The organism is Leucobacter sp. 1207-22, from assembly GCF_052850455.1.
Genome location: NZ_VXCR01000002.1, coordinates 391789 through 411053, shown reverse-complemented (window position 1 = coordinate 411053; position 19265 = coordinate 391789). Strand labels below are relative to the sequence as shown.

Here is a 19265-nt window from a genome sequence, read left to right as displayed (position 1 = left end):
GTGAATTCACGCCATTTTCGTCCATGGGTGCCATGTTCCGCTTGGATCACTCGCTCGTATCTCTGACTTGCGGCAACCATGCGGCATATGGTTGGCGGATGGAGAACCCCCAAACGCACCAGCAGTCAACGGGTGTGCCTGACGAGGCCTGGGCGAAGCTGTCCCGGGGATATCAGGCGCTTCGCGCGGCACTTTGCGTTTCGGTCTTGGGAACTGTTGGCCCTCTCGTCTTTGACCTCATGAATGTTGCGAATGGCACTCCCAGTCTTTTTAGGGGAGTGATTCCATATGTGTTTTCGGTTCTTCTGCCTCTGGTTGTGGGGCTCCTTAGCCTGTTTTTCAGTGTGCGGATCACTCGATGGGGGATAGCAGCCCAGTCTCTGGTGATGGCCGGATTGGTGCTCGTAGTTGTTGCAATCATGTGCGTATTGCTTGGCGTCGTGGATGGTGTGATCAGCGGTCCTTGCGAGGTCGGTGTCTATTGCTCATCGATGATTGAGAGCCTGGCGATTGGGACGGTGTTCTTCGCGGTTCCAAGTGCCACGGCTACCTTGGTGGGGTACTCATATGCGCAGTGGTGTGTGACACCGCGCAGAGTGAGACTGATGTTTGGAATCTGGGTGACGGTGCTGAGCGTGTCCATCACCGCGAGTGCTGTTGTTCTTGCCGGGGTCGACTATCGCTAGGAGCCCTCGTGCGCGGATCCGCGCGCACAGATTCTTATGCAGCACGTGTCGCTTAGGTGATCTGATGGGATTCGCATAGCATTGCGAGGTTGCGTGGCGAGGTCCGTGACGCGAACGATGGAGGATGCGATGCGTAAAGCAGCGGGGCTAATGCTCACTACAGCGTTGTTGCTGGGTGGGGGAGTCGTTTCGTTGGGGCCGGTAAATCCGGCGATTGCCGTGGAAGATGTGGCAGCTATCGAGCCGGTACTGCCCGAGGCTCCTGAAGCACCCGTTGTGCCCGTTCGTCCCGGATCCCCAGAGATACCGGAGGATCTGGAAGATGGAGAACCGACCGCGCCGGTTCTTCCGACTATTACCAGGAATCCAGCAATTAGCGCCGCGAAAGTCGGTACGGCTACGATTGCGGATCTTGGTGCATGGGAACTGGGCGACGCGACGATCCCAACTACCATCGAGTGGCTCGTTGACGGGGCGGCCGTGGCAGGCGAAACAAGCGAAGCGTTCGTTCCGAATGCAGACACCGCTGGCAAGCAACTCGAACTTGTGGTCTGGTTGCACATTGACGGCATGCCTCCGCTGCGGCTGATTTCGAACTCCGTGAAGATTGCTCACGGCACACTCTCGCTCGGTGCGGTTTCGGTGACTGGAACAGCGGCGGTTGGACAGAGCTTGACGGCTTCCCGCGCCGCTGCGCATCCTGCCGAAACTGCTGCGACTTATCAGTGGTTGCGCAGTGGCGCGGTGATCGCTGGTGCGACCTCGGCGAAGTACGTTCTCACAGCGGCTGACCTGGGAAAAACAATCTCGGTTCGTGTCACGGGGACACACGCTGGCTATGAGGCGACAAGTGTGCTCTCGAAGTCCACCGCGAAGGTCGTTGTCGGCACGCTCGCGAGCGTGACCCCGAAGATCACTGGATCCGCCATCGTTGGAAAAACTCTGACGGGCAGTACAGGGGCTTGGACTCCATCGGGAACGAAGTTCGGCTATCAGTGGCTGCGAAACGGTGCCGCAATCTCAGGGGCAAAGGCTTCGACCTATAAGCTCACCTCAAGTGACGCAGGGAAGAAAATTAGTCTGCGCGTGACGGGCACGAACGCTGGATTCACGACGAAATCGGTAACGTCTGCCTCGACCGGTGTCGTCCTCCGTACCCTTACCGCGACGCCAACACCGAGTATTTCTGGCACGGTGACTGTCGGCTCAACTGTGACGGCAAAGGCCGGAAGCTGGGCGCCAGCCAAAGTCGATGTCTCGTATCAATGGTTGCGAGATGGATCCGCTATTAAGGGTGCAACGCGCGCTAGCTACAAGCTCACATCGGGCGACGCCGGTAAGAAAATCAGCGTTCGTGTCACTGGCAAGAAGTCAGGCTATCTGAGTGTCGCAAAGACCTCTGGTAGCAAGGCTGTCCCTCGCGTGCTGAAGACTGCTGCCCCGACAATCTCGGGTACGAAACAGTTCGGCTCGACGCTCACCGTGAATCGTGGATCTTGGACGGCAAGTACCAAACTCACGACACAGTGGCTTCGCAACGGTGCAGCGATTAAGGGAGCAACGGGAACAACCTACAAGCTCACCTCAGCGGATGTCGGCAAGAAGATCTCCGTGCGGGTGACCGGTACGAAGTCGGGATACTCGACGGCATCGCGAACGTCAGGGCAGACTGCCGTCGTCACCTATCCGAATCGGGTCACTGTGTACGGCTGGGACTGCCCGGCTTGGGCGCCAATTAAGGGCAATGCGAGCTCGAAGATTTACCACGTGCGAGGTGGCGCGTACTACAACCGAACGAAGCCTGAAGAGTGCTTCCGCACGACTGGCGCAGCGGTTGCAGCCGGTTACCGCGCCTCGAAGCGGTAAGAACGGCGCAACACATCTTCAGGGCGGGTAGAGGCAGTGAATGCCTCGCCCGCCCTGAAGCGTCTAACGCTACGAACGGTGGCGTCGCAGGTGAACGCCGCGTGCGATTCCCGCGATGATAAAGATCACTGCGAACAGAATGAGGCCTGCGCTCACCAGGAATGAGATGTTGCCGTCGAGGTGCGGCTGATCCCAACGTGCGAGGTCAACTACGCGTTCGCGAGTGGGTTCACCAACAATGGCGTCGATCCAATCGTTGACCACCAGCGAAAAGGCCCCGACGACTCCGAGCACGATTCCGGCGCGAGCGAGGCCGTGCAACGGAACATAGCGGATGACGAGCGCACAGATCCAGAAGGGGACAAGACCGAGACCGACGAGCGCGAGCGTCGGAGTAAGGAGCGCATCACCCTTGCCAAGTACCAGCATGGTGACGGTGATGAACAGCACGAGCGCAACAGTGTCAAGCGCAAGTGCGATCACTGTCTTGTGTGAGCCAACTGCGCGGGGCAATGAGGCGGACGCGAGCCAGATCGGCCCGAAACAGATGACGAGACCGAGCAGAATTGCGGTGAGAGTGATGGGGAGCCACGCTCCCGCACCAGCAGTGAGTGCCGTGATGCCGAGAAGCACGAGCAAAGATACCGTCGCGCTGCCCAGAACGATCCACCCCTTTGCCGGCAGATTGAAGAGTGGCAGCGTGGTGAGGCTCGCGGCGAGTGCAACAGCGGCAAGCACGATCCAGAACCAGTCGAGGCGATGCGAGACCGAAATATTCACGATGAAGCATGTAACGATCGTCGTGGCATATGCCACTGCTGTCGTCCAGAGAATTGCTGAGCGCCACTTGCGGTAGCTGCGGGCCTCTCGCTTCTCCTCGCGTGCGTCGTGATCTTCGCTTGCGCTCATGAGTTCGTCTGCGCTGACGCCGAGCGCTCGTGAGAGGGAAGGGATGACCGTGATGTCGGGATACGAGAGTCCACGTTCCCACTTTGAGATCGCGGATTCGGTCACGTGTAGCGCCTCTGCGAGATCGCGTTGTGTGAGTCCTTGGCTCTTGCGATGCTCGGAGACGAAGCGACCGAAGTCTTGTTTGGTGCTGTGCATGTTTCAATCCAAGCAGCGGTGCAGAGCGAAGACCAAGATTCTCGCTCAATTTGCCGCTCGACTGTTAGGCCACCCCAATGATTGCCTAGGTTTTTCACGATGGGTGACGCCAGGATTTCGAGAGTAGGTGCAAGCACAAGCGGTGAAAAACAGCAACCAAAACAGGTTTTGTGACTCGGTATGACCTTCGGTTGCGCACTGTTTCACCCTGAGATGCGGGGTGCGGATCGGCCGAGTTACTGTCTCAAACATGACTACTGCAACTGCACTCGCAATCGATATTCCAGAGATCACCGCCGCGGAGCGCGCCCTGCGCCTGCAGTCCGCCAGCGCGGCATGGAGTGATCGAATTGACGCGAACCGGAACTCGTCGAAACTCACCTACCGAACGACCGGTATTGGTGAGGGAAGTGTCGCCACTCGTGTGCGTTCAGGGAAGCATGAGTTTGTCATTGATGAGCCAGCACCGCTTGCTGGCGATGATGTCGCGCCGAGCCCGGTGGAATACGCGCTTGGCGCGCTCATCGGCTGCCAGACCGTCGTGTATCGCCTCTATGCAGATGCTCTCGGCATTCAGGTTGACGACATCAAGGTCATCGCTGAGGGTGATCTTGATGCTGCTCGCCTGCTCGGGAAGGATCCTTCAGTTCGTGCAGGTTTTAGCGACATCCGTCTTCGCGTCGAGATCTCAGGCCCCGAGACGATCGAACGCTACGAAGAACTCCGTGTCGCCGTTGACGCGAACTGCCCGGTGTATGACCTCTTCAAGAACCCGACACCGGTTGCAGTGAGCGTCGCCAAGGTGTAGCTCAACCACGCACGGGTACACTTCTCTGCATGGGTTTCTTGCGTTTGACCTGGGGCATGAGTGCCGCAGTCTGGTTCGTCATGATCGTGCTGTGCTGCGTGATGTGGGGGTGGCCCGCAGCAACGATCGCGATCATCTTCGGCATCCTGCCTGACATCTCGCTCATCGGAGCATTCGCTGAGCGTGGACGTTTGAAGCCGAGCAGGGTGAAGTTCTACAACACGATGCACACGATGACGATCCCAGTGATCATGCTCATCGTCGGAGTCATCCTGTTCTTCCTCACCGGAGCGTTCCCCGACGGCTTCTATGGACTTGCACTGGCCGGCCTCGCTTGGTTCGTACATATTGCGGCGGATCGCACCCTCGGATTTGGCCCCCGTGCCGCAGATGGCACGATCGTGCAGATGGTGCTTGCATAAAGCGACACGTCGAAGCCTCCCGTCACACCGTGGCGGGAGGCTTTTCTGCGAGTAGGCTTGCTCCGTAAGTAGTAGGAATACTGGCTGATCAGGCGTGAAAGGACGGCAGGTGCACCTCAAGAGTTTGACGCTCCGCGGTTTCAAGTCTTTCGCGCAGCCGACAACCTTCCAGTTCGAGCCTGGGGTTACTGCGATCGTCGGCCCGAACGGTTCGGGAAAGTCCAACGTTGTTGACGCCCTCGCCTGGGTGATGGGCGAGCAGGGTGCAAAGAACCTGCGTGGCGGCAAGATGGAAGATGTCATCTTCGCAGGTACATCGACCCGTGGGCCGCTTGGCCGCGCAGAAGTGCGCCTGACGATCGACAATAGCGATGGCGCACTACCGATCGAGTATTCCGAGGTCACGATTAGTCGTACCCTGTTCCGCAGTGGTGCGAGCGAGTATGCGATTAACGGTGAGGGGTGTCGCCTGCTCGACGTGCAAGAGCTCCTCAGCGATTCAGGACTCGGTCGCGAGATGCACGTTATCGTCGGCCAGGGGCAGCTCGACGCTGTGCTTCGCGCGACGCCAGAGGAGCGCCGCGGCTTTATTGAGGAAGCCGCTGGCATTCTCAAACACCGCCGCCGCAAAGAACGCACACTCCGCAAACTCGACGGAATGGAAGCGAATCTCACGCGTTTGAACGACCTGGCAGGAGAGCTGCGTCGTCAGCTCAAGCCGCTCGGACGCCAAGCTGAGGTCGCACGTGCTGCGCAGGGCATCGCTGCAGAGGTGCGAGACGCAAAGGCGCGCCTCATAGCTGATGACGTCACCCGCTTGAAGCGCGAGCTCGAAGACCTCTCGCGAAACGAAGCTGAACGCCATCAGGAGCAGGTGGTTCTCCAGGAACAGTCTGAGCAGAAGCGTCTTCGCGTGACTCACCTTGAAACCGAACAGCAAGGCGATGCACTCGATGAAGCACGTCGGGTGACGCTGGCATTCGAGGCCGCGCAGTCGAAGCTTCGTGGACTCTATACTCAAGCCCAGCAGCGACTCACGTTTTTGGCGACACAAGCAGACTCACACGCTCCGGCGCATCGCATTACCAAGAGCACGGTGAGTGATGCCGCGACAGAGGCAGACGAGCTTGACCGGTTGATCCCGCAGGCTGAAGAGGCGTGGGAGCAGGCCCGGCTACAGACCCGCACAGCGCAGACCGGGCTTGAGGTGACCGACGAGCAGGTTGCTGCACAGAGCGCAGCAGTTTCTGCCTATGACCTCAACGTGTCGACGCTGCGAGGTGTCGCAACTGCGGCCGAGCAGAAGCGCGACGCGGTGCTGGCAGAAATTGAACGACGCCAGCTTGCCTACACTCAGGCAGCTGAGCGTGCGACAGCTGCGGAGCGCGAGTTGCGTGAGTTTGCAGAACGCACCTCGGAGGCAGGGGCTGGTGACCTGCTTGACTCAGCTGACTTTGGTGTCGACCGTGAAGCGCTGTACAAAGAAGCGCAGGCTGCGCAGGACACCGCAGAGGCAGCTCGTGACGCAGCTCGTGAGCGACTCCACGAACTTGAGCGAGAGGGTGCAGGGCTTGACGCCCGCATTTCTGCGCTTGCCCGCTCACTGGAAGCACGGGACGCGTCGGCTGCGATTCTTACTGATGCACCCACGGGCGTACTCGGCAGGGTTGCTGACCACTTTCGTGTAGAAGAGGGGGCGTCTGCGGCGATTGGTGTCGCGCTCGGCTCGCTCGCAGACGCCTTGCTCGTCCAAGATGAGCGTGCTGCAGAGGTGGCGATCCGCGCTGCACACGATGGTGAACTTGGCCATCTTCGGACTGTCCTTGCTGGACACGATGCATCGACGACTGCCTCCGAAACTTCCTCAGTGCCGAAAATTGCGGGGCTCACTCATGCGAGCGATGTGATCTTGGAAGCACCGGCGGGCGTGCGAGCCTTACTGCAGGCTACGTACATTGCGCCAGACCTTACAACCGCGCAGCATGGTGCGGTGAAGCTGCGAGAGCTTGCCACGATACCCGCGTTCATGATCGTCACTGGCGGTGGTGATGTCGTGACCGCGCACACCGTCAGCGGCGGATCAGGGCAGTCACCCTCACGCATCGAACTCACTGGCGAGCTTGAACACGCACGCACCCGTCGTGCCGAGATTTCAGAGCTCCTTGCGAGCGGTGAGGTCGAACTCACAGATCTCCGCGCTCTCGTCGCAAAGGCACAGTCTGATGCGAAGAGAATCTTCGAAGAGATGCGTGAAGCTGATGCGCGAGAGACAGCCTTCCACAACGAACGCAACCGTCTCGTTGCACGTTCTGAAGCAGCGCACGCAGAGGCAGAGCGCGCGAAGGCCGCTCATGCTGGCGTCGTTGAGAATGGTGCTGCTGCTGAGACCGCCGCGGCGCACGCTGCAGACGAACTCGCGGGAGCGCTCGCGGATCCGCGCCCTGTGCTCGACACGTCATCGCGCGAGGCTGCGCAGCGTCTGCTTGACGAACTCCGGCAAGCAGAACTTGAAAAGCGGCTCGCGCTCGAGACCGCGCGAGAACGTGCGCGGGCAGCGCATGCCCAGGCTCAGACGGTTGAACAACAGTACGAAGCTGAACGAGCTGCGGCTGATGAAGCAGCGCGCCGTGCGGTGTTGCGGGCACGTCAGACAGCACAGGCAGAAAGTGTGGCGTCGCGGATCCCGATGATTCTTGAGGCGTGCGATCGCTCACTTACCGAGGCCCGCCTCGCGCAGCAGTCGGCCGAGCAAGTGCGTGCGCGAAACACACAAGAGCTCACCCTCCTGCGCGCTGAGGAAGCGGATCTTCGTGCACGACTGCAGGAAGTCACGAACATCGTGCATGGCTCGGAGATGAAGAGTCACGAGCGTCGTATTCAATTCACTGCGCTCATGGAGCGCGCCGCGAACGAGTTAGGGCTTCGCGAGGACGTGCTGCTCGCTGAGTATGGGCCGACTGTACTCATCCCGACAACTGACAGTGCTGATGGTGCTGACGCGGTTCGTGCGTCGAACGTGGTGGTTGCCGAAGGCCAGCCTGCTCGGGAGCTGAGCTTGGAGGAGCAGCTCGCAGCAGAGTTGGGGGAGCAGGCGGCACCTGAGGCTGACACTGAGCAGTTTGAAGATGCACCGGCGGCACCCGAAGGGCACATCAGCGGGGTTCCCTACGTCCGTGCTGAGCAGGAGGCGCGACTTGCGCGCGCCGAGCAACGTCTTGCAGCGCTTGGCCGCATCAACCCGCTCGCGCTCGAGGAGTTTGCCGCACTCGAACAGCGGCATAAGTTCCTCGTTGAGCAGCTGGAAGACCTCACGCGGACTCGGGCAGACCTGCGAAATATCATCACTGAACTCGACGACAAGATGAAAGACATCTTCGCCGCGGCATTCACCGACACCAAGGCGGCCTTCAGCGAGGTCTTCCCGATTCTGTTCCCTGGTGGTGCAGGTGAAGTCATCCTCACGAACCCCGACGACATGCTCACGACCGGTATTGAGATTTCGGTACGTCCGGCAGGTAAGAAGGTTGAACGTCTTTCGTTGCTTTCTGGTGGCGAGCGATCCCTCGCAGCCGTCGCCTGGCTTATCGCTATTTTCCAGGCGCGACCGAGTCCGTTCTACATCATGGATGAGGTTGAAGCGGCGCTGGATGATGCAAACCTTGGGCGACTCCTTGAAGTCTTCGAAAGGCTGCGTGAGAACTCGCAGCTCATCGTGATTACCCATCAGAAGCGGACGATGGAAATCGCAGACGCCCTCTACGGCGTATCGATGCGGAAAGACGGCATCTCGGCAGTCGTTGGTCAGCGCCTTGCGCGCGATGATCAGGCAGTTGAAACCGTCGCCACGTAGGCCCTGGCCCACGATCCGCGCCCCCAGTCGGTAGTCTTATCTGCATGGCAGAGAAATCTTGGTCGTTTTCGCAGGCATTCCGCAACTTCTTCAGCGGACCCGAACTCATTACCGATGAGACCTGGGACGACCTCGAAGTTGCCCTCATCACTGCTGACTTTGGCCCCGAGATTGCTGAGTCGATCCTTGATGAGTTGCGTGAGCAGGTTGAGCGTCACCGCGTGACAGAAGTCAAGGAGATGCGCCGCATGCTCCAGGACGCGATCGAAGAGCGGCTCGCGACGTTCGATCCGACTTTGCACCTCTCAGAGCGACCCGCTGTCATTCTCGTCGTCGGCGTCAACGGCGTCGGCAAGACGACCACCATCGGTAAGTTCGCCAACTACCTGCAGGCCTTCGACAAGAAGATCATTGTTGGTGCTGCAGACACGTTCCGTGCTGCCGCAGTTGAGCAGTTGGCCACGTGGGCGGATCGTGCGGGGGTCGCAATTGTCAAGCCGCAGCAGCAGGGACAGGACCCCGCATCTGTTGCATTCCAGACTGTGCAGAAAGCGATTGACGAATCGTACGATATTGCGATCATTGACACTGCTGGCCGTCTACAGACCAAGGGTGGCCTGATGGACGAGCTTGGCAAGGTGCGTCGCGTCATTGAGAAGCTCGCGCCCGTCTCAGAGGTGTTGTTGGTCCTCGATGCAACGACCGGACAGAACGGTCTCGCGCAGGCGGAGGCGTTCATTGAGCACGCTGGTGTGACCGGGCTCGTGCTGACCAAGCTTGATGGCTCTGCAAAGGGCGGTTTCGTGCTTTCTGTGCAGGAGAACACGAAGCTTCCGATCAAGCTCGTCGGGCAGGGTGAGGGCATCGGTGACCTCACTGGCTTCACCCCGCACGTGTTTGCCGCACAGCTCATCGGCTAACTCTCGGTGTCCTGCGTGAGTCGCGGGAAAGAATGAGGGTAGAATTTAGCCACTATGGCTACTTTTGGAAACCTGTCGGCGCGGCTGACTGACTCGCTCAAGAATCTCCGCTCTAAGGGCAAGCTCTCAGCGTCTGACGTTGATGGGACAGTCCGCGAGATCCGCCGTGCGCTGCTTGAGGCAGACGTCTCGCTCGACGTTGTGAAGGAATTCACTGGCAAGGTGCGTGAGCGCGCACTCAGTGACGACGTCAACAACGCTTTGAATCCTGCGCAGCAGGTCGTCAAGATCGTGAACGAAGAACTCGTCGAGATTCTTGGTGGCGAGCAGCGTCGACTCGAATTCGCGAAGAATCCGCCGACGGTCATCATGCTGGCAGGCCTGCAGGGCGCGGGTAAGACCACGCTTGCTGGCAAGCTGGCCAAGTGGCTCAAGGGCCAGGGGCACACGCCTCTGCTCGTTGCGTGTGACCTTCAGCGTCCGAACGCTGTTACCCAGCTCGGCGTTGTCGCTGAGCAGGCTGGCGCAGCGATCTTCGCGCCCGAGCCGGGGAACGGCGTTGGTGATCCGGTAAAGGTTGCCAAGGCGGGTATTGCCGAAGCAAAGTCGAAGCAGCATGACTTCGTCATCGTCGATACCGCTGGTCGACTCGGCGTTGACGCTGAGCTCATGCAGCAGGCTGCTGACATTCGCAAGGCGATTACCCCTGACGAAGTGCTGTTTGTCATTGATGCCATGATTGGTCAGGACGCCGTCGCAACTGCCAAGGCGTTCCAGGAAGGTGTCGACTTTACTGGCGTCGTCCTCACCAAGCTTGACGGTGACGCACGCGGTGGTGCTGCACTTTCGATCCGTTCGGCTACCGGGCGTCCGATCATGTTTGCCTCAACCGGTGAAGGCCTCGGTGACTTCGAACCGTTCCATCCGGACCGTATGGCAAGCCGCATCCTTGACCTCGGCGACATTCTCACCCTGATCGAGCAGGCGCAGCAGGCCTTCGATGAGGACGAGGCGCGCAAGGTTGCTGAGAAGATCGCAAAGGACGCGTTTACGCTCGACGACTTCCTCGGTCAGATGCAACAGCTTCGTAAGGCTGGTTCCATCAAGAAGATGATGGGCATGCTTCCCGGCATGGGCAAGATGAAGGATCAGCTTGAGAACTTTGACGAGCGTGAAATCGTTCGGACCGAGGCGATCATCCAGTCGATGACCAAGGCAGAGCGTCAGAACCCGAAGATTCTGAACGGCTCACGTCGTCTGCGTATTGCGAAGGGTTCCGGTATGACCGTGACCGACGTGAACTCACTTGTGCAGCGTTTTGAGCAGGCGGCAAAGATGATGAAGACCGTCGCGCGTGGTGGTGTTCCTCAGATTCCAGGCATGGGTCCGATGCCCGGCATGAGCCATGGTTCCAAGAAGAAGCAGCAGGCAAAGGGCAAGGGCAAGAAGCAGTCGGGCAACCCGGCAAAGCGTGCCCAGCAGCAGGCAGGCATTGCGGCAAAGGCCGAGTCTGCCGCAAGTGGTTCTGGCTTCGGAATTGGGCGCGGTGCGGGTGCTGCACCCACTGAAGAGGACCTTGCAAAGCTGCAGCAGATGCTCGGCGGCAAGGCCTAGACCATCAGGTGGGGTGTAAAACCCCTGATCGCAACATAAATTGCATTTCCACCCCTTCGTGTGGAAGAATTGTTGAGTTCGCGGTTGCCGCGTATTCAGGCTTTCGCACTGGCTTTCGGTGCGACACACTCACTTTTTTAGGAGTTACTCATGGCAGTAAAGATTCGCCTCAAGCGCTTCGGTAAGATCCGCGCTCCCTTCTACCGCGTCGTTGTTGCTGACTCACGCACCAAGCGTGACGGTCGCGTCATCGAGGAGATCGGCAAGTACGATCCCACCCAGAACCCCTCGCTCATCGAGATCGAGTCGGACCGCGCACAGTACTGGCTCTCGGTTGGCGCTCAGCCCACCGAGCAGGTTGCTGCACTTCTCAAGCTGACCGGCGACTGGGGCAAGTTCTCGGGCGAGGGCAACACTGAGTCGAAGGTTCTCGCACCTGAGGCAAAGGCTGCGTTCGAGGCTGATTCGGCGAAGAAGAGCGTTGTACGCCCCAAGGCTGAGAAGCCTGCTGAGGCTCCCGCTGCTGAAGAGGCACCGGCTGAGGCTGCAGCTGAGACCACCGAGGCCTAAGTCCTTTGGCTCAGATGGCACTTGCTGAGGCGCTTGAGCACCTCGTTAGCGGGATCGTAGATCACCCTGACGATGTTCGCGTGGACGCACAAAGCTCCGGTCGTGGTGAGGTTCTTGAGGTGCGTGTGCACCCTGAAGACCTCGGCCGCGTGATCGGGCGCAGTGGTCGTACCGCGCAGGCGCTTCGCACCGTGATTTCTGCTCTCGCTTCTGGCGAGCGTATTCGCGTTGACGTCATCGATACCGACGGCGATCGGAGTGCTCGCTAATGGCAGAGGCTCCACGCCGCGCGCAGGCTCCTCGTCCCGATTGTGGGGCGGGGAGCCTGCGCGTCGGTAGGCTTACTAAGCCCCACGGTTTGAAGGGTGGCGTTAAGCTCGAACTCTTCACCGATAACCCAGAACTTCGGTTTGTTCCTGGCGCGGTCTTCCACCTGCAGGTTCCCACCGATTCCGAGTGGTTCGGCAAGACGATTGAGCTGCGCGAATTGCGTTGGTTCAATGAGTCGCCCGTTGGCTTCTTCAACGAAGTGCCCGACCGGAACGCTTCTGAGTCCATCGTTCGAGCGATTCTCTGGATCGACGAGGCAACCGTGAATGCGGGTGCTGAAGATGATGCATGGTACGACCACGAGCTCAATGGGCTTGAGGTTGTTCGCGAGACCGAAGAGGGCGATGTCGTTGTTGGCAAGGTGACTGACGTTCAGCACTTCCCAGCTCAAGACCTGTTGACGGTGAAGACCGAAAATGGTTCGGTCCTGGTGCCGTTCGTTGAGGCAATTGTTCCGCGGGTAGATATCGAAGCTGGCAAGATCTTCATCACTCCACCCCTGGGTCTCTTCGAAGACTCCGAATCTGACACTGCGGAGGCAGATCACTCGTGAGAATCGACGTCGTCTCGATCTTTCCCGGCTACTTTGATGCGCTTGAGCTTTCGCTCATGGGCAAAGCTCGGAGTAAGGGGCTTATTGACCTGAACGTGCATGATCTGCGCGAGCACGCGCACGACAAGCACCGTACGGTAGACGACACTCCCACCGGTGGTGGCGCGGGAATGGTCATGAAGCCTGAGCCGTGGGGTGAAGCGCTTGACGGCATCATCGCTGAGGCTGGCGATAGTTCGCCGCTCATCATCTTTCCCTCGCCAGCGGGCGATGTGTTCACGCAAGGCATGGCTCGTGAGCTCGCTCATGAGGATCACCTGGTGTTTGCGTGTGGCCGGTACGAGGGTATCGACCACCGTGTCTTTGATGAGTATGAGGAACACGCCCGCATTCGGCTGGTGAGCATTGGTGACTACATCCTCAATGGCGGTGAAGTCGCTTCAATCGCGATGATCGAGGCGATTGGCCGCTTGGTTCCCGGTGTCGTCGGTAACCCTGAGAGCCTTGTCGAGGAATCGCATGAGGAAGATGGGTTGCTCGAGTACCCGAGCTATACGAAGCCTGCTTCGTGGCGTGACCGTGAGGTGCCAGGTGTGCTTTTGAGTGGCAATCATGCCGCGATTGCTCAGTGGCGTCAGGAGCAGCGAATCGAACGAACTCGCAAGGTGCGCCCGGACCTGCTTCCGCCTGGTGAGCGAGCCGGCCGGAGAGGCCGCTACGCAGCAGAATGAGCTTGAATGCCCCGTGATGAACGTCGCGGGGCATTTTTGTTGGGAAAATTCTCCGCGAAGTTGGGAATATAGATGCGTATGCATGAGTTTTACTTCTCATACCCGCATAACTGCTTCTCAACGAAGGGCTTTCACCATGAGCATCACCGCAACTGACATTCCCGGCTACCGCGCAGGCACCTGGCACGTAGATCCCACGCACACTGAGGTTGGATTCTCGATTCGCCACCTCGCTATCAGCAAGGTCAAGGGCAAGTTCGAACGCTTCGACGCAGAGTTTGTGACGGGGGAGAACCCACTGGACACCACCGTTCGTGCAACGGCGGAGGTCGCATCGGTGAACACCAATCAGGCGCAGCGTGATGAGCACCTTCGTACCGGTGATTTCTTCGCCGCTGACGAGTTCCCTGAGATCTCATTCGTCTCCACTGGCGTTCGCGAAGAACATGGTGACCTCAAAGTTGACGGCGACCTCTCGATTCGGGGCATCACCAAGCCTGTGACGTTTGACTTCGAACTCGGGGGCTTTGGCACCGATCCCTACGGTAATCAGAAGGTCGGCTTCAGCGCAAACGCAGTCGTCAAGCGCGAGGACTTCGGCTTGACCTGGAACTCAGCACTCGAGACCGGTGGCTTCATGCTCGGCAGCGATGTGACGATTACCCTTGACGTGCAGGCTGCTCTCGCCGAGTAGTCTCAGCTGCGTTAAACACAAGCGTGCCCCCGGCGCCATGGTTGGCTCCGGGGGCACGCTTGTGTGCAAAGCTCGGCTAACGAGCAGTGTGAACGCTAAAGATCGAGATCGCCCGTGATGCGACCACGAACACGACCAAGGTCAGCCATCAACGAGCCGATGAGTACCCAATGGTCGGGGTTTGCGCGGGGAATCACGTACGGGGCTGTCAGAGCTGGTACTTCGTGGTGGGCGACCCATTCTGCGTCACCTGCTGAGAGCAGCAGCAAGTCGTGCGCTGCGCGACGAATCTCGTCTGCCATTCCAGGAACCGCAGGGTCATTGACGACATCGGCGTCGTACAGATCAAACATCGTGCGAGACATGCCAATGACCTGGGTGATGATGGGCTGGAGTTGCTGGAAAAGCTCATCGTCTTCAAGGAGATCCGAACGATAGCGGCGGCTGCGCGGGTTCAGACGCAGGCTCTCGCGGGCTTGTCGAAGCAGTGTGTGCACGCGCGTGCGGTCGGCATTGAGTGAACGTGCCTGGTTGTACATGTTCTGCAGCCACGCCTCGTCTCGCGGGCTCTCAAGTGCCTCTGCGAGGTGAATGAGTGCGTCTGCTGACTGCTGCGTGAGACTGGTGATCGCGGCGCGGAGTGACGGGGTGCGAACGGGGGCGACAATGAGCGCATTGAACAGCACACCGATTGTTGCGCCGATAGCTGTCTCGAGCAAGCGTTCGACGCCGTAGTCCATGGACAGGCCGCCGAGCGCGATCATGAGCAGAGCGCTGATCGCGATCTGGTTGGCAGAGGATTGCGACATGCGCAAGATCCAGCCGAGGAGCATCGCAACGATGATTGCCGCAATGAACAGCCATGGGTGCGGGCCAAACACTGCTGCCGCGCCGAGCGCAACCGAAATTCCGACGACCACGCCGACCACACGTTCAACGCCACGGGTGAGTGACTGATCAACGTTCTCCTGCATGACCAGTAGCGCAGCGATCGCACCAAAGATCGGAAGGTGCGAATCAAGGAAGGTTGTGCACACCAACCACGTCGTGATTGCGGCGGCAGCTGCCTTCAAGGGCTGCAGGATTGATTGCCGCTTTGAAACGGTGAATCGTCCGGTGAAGCGCTTCGGCGCACCTCGCCAGTCCATGCGGCCCTGTTCGATGGTCATAGCAGTCCGATGTTCCTGAGCTCTTCGCGAAGCGTAGCGCCGTCGGGCCCGTATACCCAGGGCACGCCACTCGTGTTCCGATGCAAACGCGCCTTCGAGCGGCCACCTGCGAGAACAGCCTCGCCCACTGAGAGTTGGCGGATCGCGACCGCGGCAACGCTTTCTGGGTGTTCGGTCGCGAACTCGTGGTAGTGAGTCTCGTCGTGCTGGCCGTCATCTCCGATGAGGAGCCACTTCACTCCGGGGAACTCTTTCGTGATCCGGCGAAGCTCGCGACGCTTGTGTTCTTTGCCGCTGCGGAACCAGCGGTCGTGCGTGGGACCCCAATCGGTGAGCAAGAGAGGCCCCATGGGGTACAGATTGCGTTCTAGGAAGCGGCTGAGTGCCGGGGCTGCGTTCCAGGCTCCGGTCGAAAGGTAGATCACCGGTGCGCCTGGGTGCTCCGCGGCAAAGTGGTCAAGCATGACTGGCATGCCGGGAATCGCAGTGCGCGCATGCTCGTCGAGAACGAAGCTGTTCCATGCCGCAACGAGTGGCTTGGGCAGGGCAGTCATCAGAATCGTGTCGTCAACGTCAGAAATCACGCCGAGTGTTGCGTTCGGATCGACGATGTTAATCGGCGCGTGAGCTGCTTCTGCTTCGTCGGTTTGAATGGTGATGGTGTGCCACCCGGGGGTGAGCTGCACCGGAACGATTGAGTCAATGACGCCACCACGGTCGGCGACAACGTCGGCGACCGGATTTCCATCAATGAGTACCTGAACTCGCTGGAACGGTACGGCGAGGCTGGTGAACGTGCGCCATCCACGAACGCGCGAGATTGCGGCGACGTCTGGACGGAAGCGGGTGTGCTCACGGGTGTCTGGCTTGAGGTACAGCACGCGGCCGAGTACGCGCACCCATTCTGTCGAGCCGTAGCCGATGTATGGGATGACGGACGGAGTCTTGCCGCGCGAAATTGCGCGCTTCTCTCGGAAGCCGTGAATGCGATCTTCGAGCCGCGCTGCGAAGCGAGGACGATCGTCTGGCTGCTGTACGGAAGTCACGATTCCAGTTTAGGCGGTTCGCCGCTTCGAGGAACGCAATGGGAGCATGCGCGGCGTAATGTTCGCGCGGGGCTGATCTGCCGAACGTGCGCTGGTTTTGCTTCGGGTCGAGAAAACATTGTTTTGACGTGAAGCTATGAATATTTTGACATCAAGCTAGAAGAATTTTGACGTCAAGAATTATTCGCAGGAACCTCATAGATATGCGTAAAATCACAGGTGACGGCCATTTTGGTCTTCACCGAATCGGGCAATATGCCTGAATCGGAAACTTCACTACGGGAATTCGATTCGCTGGCGCGGAGCAAGATTCCACGTTCAGGAGTCAACAATGCAATATATGACCGAGGCGCTCGATCCGCTCTTGCTTGCCCGTTGGCAGTTCGGGTTGACAACGCTGTACCACTTCATCTTTGTGCCGCTTACGCTCGGCATGAGCTTGCTGGTTGCGCTGCTGCAGACCGCATGGGTCCGCACCGACAACATCAAGTACCTGCGTTTGACCAAGCTTTTTGGCAAGATTCTGCTCATTAACTTCACGATGGGTGTGGTCACCGGCATCGTCCAGGAGTTCCAGTTCGGCATGAACTGGTCGAACTACTCACGCTTCGTCGGCGACGTCTTTGGCGCACCGCTCGCGCTTGAGGGACTCATCGCCTTCTTCTTCGAAGCAACGTTCATCGGTATTTGGATCTTTGGTTGGAACAAGCTCCCACGCGGCCTCCACCTGATGAGTATCTGGTTCGTGTGGATCGGTTCGACGATCTCGGCGTACTTCATTCTCGTCGCCAACGCGTTCATGCAGAACCCGGTCGGCTTCGAGATCAACGAAGAGCGCGGCCGTGCAGAGCTCACCAACATCGCTGAGGTGTTCACCAACCCTGTTGCGGTGTGGCAGTTCCCACACACGATCTTTGCTTCGATCATGTTCGCAGCTGTTGTGATTGTCGCGATTGCTGCATGGCACCTCAAGCGCAACCAGTTCGTTGACGAGATGCACACTGCCCTTCGCTTTGGCGCTTGGACGAACATCATCGCGTTCGCTGGAACCGGGTTCACTGGCCACCACCTGTCGATGACCATGACCGAGACCCAGCCCATGAAGATGGCAGCTGCAGAAGCGATCTACAACACCGCTTCTGGCAAAGACGCCTCGTTCTCGATTTTCAGCCTTGGTACTCCTGATGGGTTGCACGAGATCTTCTCGATCCGTATCCCGTACCTGCTCTCGTACCTGTCGACCGGTGGCTTCGATGGCACCGTTGAAGGCATCAACGACCTGCAGGCGCAGTACACGGCAGACTTCTGCGGTGCAGACTCGCTCATGACCTGCCCGTCTGACGGCAGCTTCACCCCGATTATCTGGGTGACGTACTGGTCATTCCGCTGGATGATCGGACTCGGCGGCCTCGCAGCAGTCATCTCTGCGGTTGGCCTCTGGGTCACCCGCAAGAAGACCCAGCTTCCGACTTGGGTGTGGCGCGTTGCGATCTGGACCGCTCCGCTTCCGCTGCTCGGTTCGCTCGTTGGCTGGATCTTCACCGAGATGGGCCGCCAGCCCTGGATCGTGTTCGGTCTCATGACGACCGAGCAGGCAGTCTCACCGGGCGTACCCGGCTGGGCAGTCCTCATTTCGCTTATCGTCTTCACCGTTGTCTACGGCGCTCTTGCCGTGGTTGAGTTCGGTCTCATCCGCAAGGCAGCAGTTGCTGGCCTGCTCGAGATTGAGTTCGAAGATGGCGACGACAGCAAGCAGCCAGATCAGCACAAGCTGACGACGGTCTACTAAGGAGGGACGATCATCATGGAATTGACGACTATCTGGTTCCTCATCGTCGGAGTGCTGCTTATCGGCTACTTCGTTCTCGATGGATTCGACTTTGGTGTTGGCATGTCGATGCCGTTCATCAGCAAGGATGACACCGACCGCCGTGTCATGATCAACACGATCGGCCCGGTTTGGGACCTCAACGAGACCTGGCTCATCGTTGCAGGTGCCTGCCTCTTCGCAGCGTTCCCCGAGTGGTACGCGACGATGTTCTCTGGCTTCTACCTGGCGCTGCTCCTCATCCTTGTCGCACTGATCCTGCGCGGTGTCTCGTTTGAGTACCGCCACCAGGGCAAGGGCAAGAAGTGGACGAACTGGTTCGACCAGTTCATCATGTGGGGCTCGTTCCTCCCGCCGCTTCTCTGGGGTACCGCGTTTGCGAACCTGGTGCAGGGCCTCCCCATCACCCGCATGGACAACGGTGGTTGGCTCTACGAGGGCACGCTCCTCACGCTGCTCAACCCCTACGGCCTGCTCGGCGGTATCGTCGTGATGCTGCTCTGCTTCACCCACGGTGCAGTGTTTATCGCGCTAAAGACCACCGGTGAGATCCGCGAGCGTGCTCGTGCGCTTGCAACACGTGTCGGTATCGTCACTATCGTTGCCGCCGCTGGCTTCCTCATCTGGACCATCGTGATGAACCTCGCCAGCCCGCACCTTGGCCTGATTATTGCGTGCGCTGCAATTGCTGCGGTCGCACTCATTGCAGGCTGGGTTGCGAACCTGGTGGGCCGCGAAGGCTGGGCATTCGTCGGCAACACCGTGACAATCGCGTTCGCGCTGCTCACGATCTTTGCTGCGCTGTTCCCGAACCTCATGGTGTCGAGCATCGATCCCGCATTCTCGATGACTATCGAGGGCGCGGCGAGCTCGCCGAAGACCCTGGAGTTCATGACCTGGGTCGCTGTGATTACCCTGCCGCTGGTGCTTGCGTACCAGGCTTGGACCTACTGGGTATTCCGCAAGCGCGTCAGCCGGGAGATGATCCCAGCCGCTGCACACTAGTCTGGAAGCAATGCAAGGGCCAGGTTCGGGAAGACCCGGGCCTGGCCCTTGGCGCATTCGGATCCG

General features: G+C 59.3%; 17 protein-coding genes. 14 read left to right on the top strand and 3 right to left on the bottom strand.

The genetic code is table 11. The features are described from left to right. Positions 1-98 precede the first annotated feature (98 nt). Together FW756_RS05090 and FW756_RS05085 are read left to right on the top strand one after the other, a co-directional pair. Positions 99-686 carry a hypothetical protein gene (locus FW756_RS05090; RefSeq protein ID WP_446429077.1) on the top strand — a complete coding sequence of 196 codons (588 nt, stop codon included), beginning with the start codon at positions 99-101 and terminating at the stop codon, positions 684-686. A 150-nt stretch (positions 687-836) separates the two neighbouring features. Beyond that, positions 837-2552, top strand: coding sequence for a sunset domain-containing protein (locus FW756_RS05085; protein ID WP_446429076.1), 1716 nt, complete (start codon positions 837-839; stop codon positions 2550-2552). A 69-nt stretch (positions 2553-2621) separates the two neighbouring features. Here the strand turns inward: FW756_RS05085 and FW756_RS05080 are convergent, their stop codons facing one another. Beyond that, the gene (locus tag FW756_RS05080; RefSeq protein ID WP_446429075.1) at positions 2622-3659 is read right to left on the bottom strand and encodes a helix-turn-helix domain-containing protein; all 1038 of its coding nucleotides are present in this window, start codon (positions 3657-3659) and stop codon (positions 2622-2624) included. Between the two features lie 250 nt (positions 3660-3909). On the opposite strand from FW756_RS05080, the gene FW756_RS05075 reads away from it, so the two are divergent. The 10 genes from FW756_RS05075 to FW756_RS05030 all read left to right on the top strand — a co-directional run bounded on the left by FW756_RS05075 (position 3910) and on the right by FW756_RS05030 (position 14151). Further along, positions 3910-4467, top strand: coding sequence for an OsmC family protein (locus tag FW756_RS05075; RefSeq protein ID WP_446429074.1), 558 nt, complete (start codon positions 3910-3912; stop codon positions 4465-4467). Positions 4468-4496: 29 nt separating this feature from the next. Continuing rightward, positions 4497-4889, top strand: a complete 393-nt coding sequence (locus FW756_RS05070; RefSeq protein WP_446429073.1) for a DUF4260 family protein — start codon at positions 4497-4499, stop codon at positions 4887-4889. 109 nt (positions 4890-4998) lie between these two features. Further along, positions 4999-8739 carry a chromosome segregation SMC family protein gene (locus tag FW756_RS05065; RefSeq protein ID WP_446429072.1) on the top strand — a complete coding sequence of 1247 codons (3741 nt, stop codon included), beginning with the start codon at positions 4999-5001 and terminating at the stop codon, positions 8737-8739. 44 nt (positions 8740-8783) lie between these two features. After that, a complete protein-coding gene (gene ftsY / locus FW756_RS05060) occupies positions 8784-9659 on the top strand; it encodes a signal recognition particle-docking protein FtsY (protein ID WP_446429071.1) in 876 nt (291 codons plus the stop codon). A 54-nt stretch (positions 9660-9713) separates the two neighbouring features. Continuing rightward, the gene (gene ffh, locus FW756_RS05055; protein ID WP_446429070.1) at positions 9714-11273 is read left to right on the top strand and encodes a signal recognition particle protein; all 1560 of its coding nucleotides are present in this window, start codon (positions 9714-9716) and stop codon (positions 11271-11273) included. Between the two features lie 150 nt (positions 11274-11423). Then, a complete protein-coding gene (gene rpsP, locus FW756_RS05050) occupies positions 11424-11843 on the top strand; it encodes a 30S ribosomal protein S16 (protein ID WP_446429069.1) in 420 nt (139 codons plus the stop codon). A gap of 14 nt (positions 11844-11857) precedes the next feature. Continuing rightward, complete coding sequence (locus FW756_RS05045) at positions 11858-12112, top strand: RNA-binding protein (RefSeq protein ID WP_188024259.1); 255 nt, start codon at positions 11858-11860, stop codon at positions 12110-12112. Continuing rightward, the gene (gene rimM, locus FW756_RS05040) at positions 12112-12726 is read left to right on the top strand and encodes a ribosome maturation factor RimM (RefSeq protein ID WP_446429068.1); all 615 of its coding nucleotides are present in this window, start codon (positions 12112-12114) and stop codon (positions 12724-12726) included. Before FW756_RS05045 ends, rimM begins: the two co-directional genes overlap by 1 nt. After that, positions 12723-13457 carry a tRNA (guanosine(37)-N1)-methyltransferase TrmD gene (trmD, locus tag FW756_RS05035; protein ID WP_446429067.1) on the top strand — a complete coding sequence of 245 codons (735 nt, stop codon included), beginning with the start codon at positions 12723-12725 and terminating at the stop codon, positions 13455-13457. Before rimM ends, trmD begins: the two co-directional genes overlap by 4 nt. Positions 13458-13593: 136 nt before the next feature. After that, on the top strand, positions 13594-14151 hold the full coding sequence (locus FW756_RS05030) for a YceI family protein (protein ID WP_446429066.1): 558 nt from the start codon (positions 13594-13596) through the stop codon (positions 14149-14151). 95 nt (positions 14152-14246) lie between these two features. Here the strand turns inward: FW756_RS05030 and FW756_RS05025 are convergent, their stop codons facing one another. Together FW756_RS05025 and FW756_RS05020 are read right to left on the bottom strand one after the other, a co-directional pair. Continuing rightward, complete coding sequence (locus tag FW756_RS05025; protein ID WP_446429065.1) at positions 14247-15320, bottom strand: FUSC family protein; 1074 nt, start codon at positions 15318-15320, stop codon at positions 14247-14249. Beyond that, positions 15317-16366, bottom strand: a complete 1050-nt coding sequence (locus tag FW756_RS05020; RefSeq protein WP_446429064.1) for an App1 family protein — start codon at positions 16364-16366, stop codon at positions 15317-15319. The genes FW756_RS05025 and FW756_RS05020 overlap by 4 nt, the downstream gene beginning before the upstream one ends. A 340-nt stretch (positions 16367-16706) precedes the next feature. Between FW756_RS05020 and FW756_RS05015 the strand changes: the two genes are divergently transcribed. Beyond that, the gene (locus FW756_RS05015; RefSeq protein WP_446429215.1) at positions 16707-18155 is read left to right on the top strand and encodes a cytochrome ubiquinol oxidase subunit I; all 1449 of its coding nucleotides are present in this window, start codon (positions 16707-16709) and stop codon (positions 18153-18155) included. Positions 18156-18170: 15 nt separating this feature from the next. Then, positions 18171-19199 (top strand): cytochrome d ubiquinol oxidase subunit II, encoded by a 1029-nt coding sequence (gene cydB / locus FW756_RS05010; protein ID WP_446429063.1) that lies wholly within the window; start codon positions 18171-18173, stop codon positions 19197-19199. Positions 19200-19265 lie beyond the last annotated feature (66 nt).